This is a genomic window from Actinosynnema sp. (assembly GCF_052038725.1).
On the sequence record NZ_JBQGCX010000114.1, the window covers coordinates 1 to 2,754 of the forward strand.

Sequence of the window (2,754 nt, forward strand, 5' to 3'; positions counted from 1 at the left end):
GCTGAGCACCAGCGCTGAACCACGAGCAGACGAGGGCCCGCTCCTGCGCAGGAGCGGGCCCTCTCGCGCGTCCGGGCTCCGGCCGCCGCGTCCAACCGCGCCAGGACCTCCACGGGCCGCACCACGTCGGCGGCCCCGAGCGCCTCGTCGACCTGCTCGACCGACGACACCCCCACCACCGGCACCACGCCCCGCGCCATCACCCAGCCCAGCACCACCTGGTTCCGGGTCAGCCCCAGCTCGTCCGCGACCTCCCCGAGCACCGCCAGGCGCCGCTCGTTGCCCACGTGCCGGTTCTCCTCGCGCAGCGGCCTGCCCGCGTACTGCCCGAACTGGAGCGCCGAGTACGCGACCAGCGCGAAGTCACCCTCGCTCCGGGCGAAGTCCAGCAGCTCCCCGGACATCAGCACGTGGCCGGACTCGGGCAGCCGGTACCCCGGCCGGGGGCGCAGGTAGCTGAACCGCAGCTGGGCCGCCGCGTACTTCGGCCACCCGTTCGCCCCGGACACCGCCCGCGCCCGCTCGATCCGCCACGTCGCGTGGTTGCTGCACGCGACCTCCCGCACCGACCCGCGCGCCACGAGCCCCGCGAACGCCCCCAGCGTCTCCGCCAGGTCGACGGACCGGTCCTCCACGTGGCTGTAGTACACGTCGACCCGGTCCGTGCCCAGCCGCCGCAGGCTCCCCTCGATCCCGGCCTCGACCACCCCGGCCGACAGCCCCTCGTACCCCGTCCCGGCCCGCCCCGGCCCCGACGCCGCGGGCCGCGCCCCGACCTTCGTGCCCAGCACCACCGAGTCCCGGTTGCCCCGCGCCGCGAGCCACCGCCCCAGCACGGCCTCGCTCTCGTCCCCCGTGCCTGCCTCGGTCCACGACACGTAGTTGTTCGCCGTGTCCAGGAACGTCCCGCCCGCCTCGGCGAACCGGTCCAGGATCGCGAACGAGGTCCCCTCGTCCACACCGGACCCGAACGGCAGGGTCCCCAGGCACAGCGCACTGACCTCCAGCGCCCCCAGGCGCGCAGTCCTCATGGCGGCGCAGCCTGCACCCTGGAGCGGACTCCAGGTCAAGCCTGCGGCGCGAACGGGCCCGGCACTGGCATCCTGGGCGGTGATGTCGACGATCGCGCAGTGGGCCCCCGCAGTGCTCGCCCTGGTCCTGGTGGCCAGTCCGGGCGTGTGGCGCTACGCCCGCCACACCATCACCATCGCCCACGAGGGCGGCCACGCGCTCATCGCGCTGCTCACCGGCCGCAGGCTCCAGGGCATCAAGCTCAACTCCGACACCTCCGGCGTCACCGTCTCGCGCGGCAGGCCGTCCGGACCGGGCGTGGTCGCGATGTACTTCGCGGGCTACGTCACCCCGCCGCTGCTCGGCCTTGGCGCCGCGTGGCTGGTCACCGAGGGGCACGTGCGCCAGCTGCTGTGGGCGACGGTCGTCCTGCTGGCCGCCATGCTGATCATGATCCGGAACGTCTTCGGCGTGTTCTCGGTGATCCTCACCGGGGGCGTGATGTTCGTCGTGTCCTTCTACGGGACCGACGACCTGAAGGCCGGGTTCGCGCTGTTCGTGGCCTGGTTCCTGCTGCTGGGCGGCGTGCGCCCGGTGGGGGAGCTGCAGAGCAGGCGGATGCGGGGCAGGGCGCCGCAGTCCGACGCCGACCAGCTCGCGCGCATCACCCGCGTGCCGGGGCTGGTGTGGGTGCTGCTGTTCGCCGCGGTGGCGATCGGGTCGCTCTTCTACGGCGGGCAGCTGCTCTTCCCCGAGCTCTGAGCCAGGGGACCCCGGAAAGCGCTGACGGGGCCTCTCCCGGTGGGAGGGGCCCCGCGTCTGTTCCGGCTCAGGGCGTCCCCGACGCCACCGGATCGCACTCGTACCGCGCTGTACCGTGCCGTTCGCTGCTCCGCCGGGACCTCCGCCGCGCGCTCAGGCGACGGCGCTGACCCGTCGGCGGGTGGCGGAGATGATCCGCCTGCGCTCGTCCTCGCCCATGCCGCCCCACACGCCGTAGGGCTCCTGCACGGCCAGCGCGTGCTCGCGGCACTGGGCCAGCACCGGGCAGCGCGCGCACAGCTCCTTGGCCCGGTTCTCGCGCGAGGCGCGCGCCGAGCCGCGCTCGTTGTCCGGGTGGAAGAACACCGCGCTGTCCCGCCCGCGGCAGAGCCCGTCCTTCTGCCAGTCCCAGACGTCGGTGACGGGCTTGGGCAGGCGTGCGGTGCTGGTCATGGTGCGACCCCCTCCAGGCGGCTCTCATCGGGTGCTGGTCAGGTCTTCCCCGCCGAACAGCGGGGCACACGCCGGGAAGCCCGATCGGGCTACCTCTCAGCAAACGCTCAGGAGAACCGCCCGCGAGGGGGCGCCGGGGAGTGGTGAGCGGAGCCCTGCGCGCGCCGCTCACCCCGTTCGTCCGCCTTACTGCTCCAAGCCCTACTGCTCCAACCCGTCCCGCAGCTGCCGCAGCGTCTTGGCCAGCAGCCGCGACACGTGCATCTGCGAGATGCCGACCTTCTGCGCGATCTGGGTCTGCGTCATGTTCCCGAAGAACCGCATCACCACGATCCGCCGCTCCCGCTCCGGCAGCTTCTCCAGCAGCGGGTGCAGCGACTCGCGCTGCTCGATGGCCTCCAGCTCCGGGTCCTCCTCGCCGAGCGTGCTGCCCAGCGAGATGGAGCTGTCGTCGGCCACGAGCAGGTCGTCCAGCGAGGCGCTGTGGTAGGCGTTGCCCGCCGCCAGCCCCTCGTGCACCTCCTCGCG

4 protein-coding genes are annotated in these 2,754 nt (G+C 73.4%); 1 reads left to right on the plus strand and 3 read right to left on the minus strand.

Annotated elements, in window-relative coordinates:
• A partial coding sequence (locus ACTUAL_RS02225) for an aldo/keto reductase (RefSeq protein ID WP_440899091.1) occupies positions 1-1,031 on the minus strand: 1,031 nt, incomplete at its 3' end.
• Between the two features lie 82 nt (positions 1,032-1,113).
• On the opposite strand from ACTUAL_RS02225, the gene ACTUAL_RS02230 reads away from it, so the two are divergent.
• Positions 1,114-1,773, plus strand: a complete 660-nt coding sequence (locus ACTUAL_RS02230; RefSeq protein ID WP_096496219.1) for a M50 family metallopeptidase — start codon at positions 1,114-1,116, stop codon at positions 1,771-1,773.
• A gap of 153 nt (positions 1,774-1,926) precedes the next feature.
• On the opposite strand, the gene ACTUAL_RS02235 is transcribed toward ACTUAL_RS02230, so the two are convergent.
• Positions 1,927-2,226, minus strand: coding sequence for a WhiB family transcriptional regulator (locus ACTUAL_RS02235; RefSeq protein WP_015804068.1), 300 nt, complete (start codon positions 2,224-2,226; stop codon positions 1,927-1,929).
• Between the two features lie 201 nt (positions 2,227-2,427).
• Positions 2,428-2,754: sigma-70 family RNA polymerase sigma factor (locus tag ACTUAL_RS02240; protein WP_440899092.1), on the minus strand; the 327-nt coding region annotated here is incomplete at its 5' end.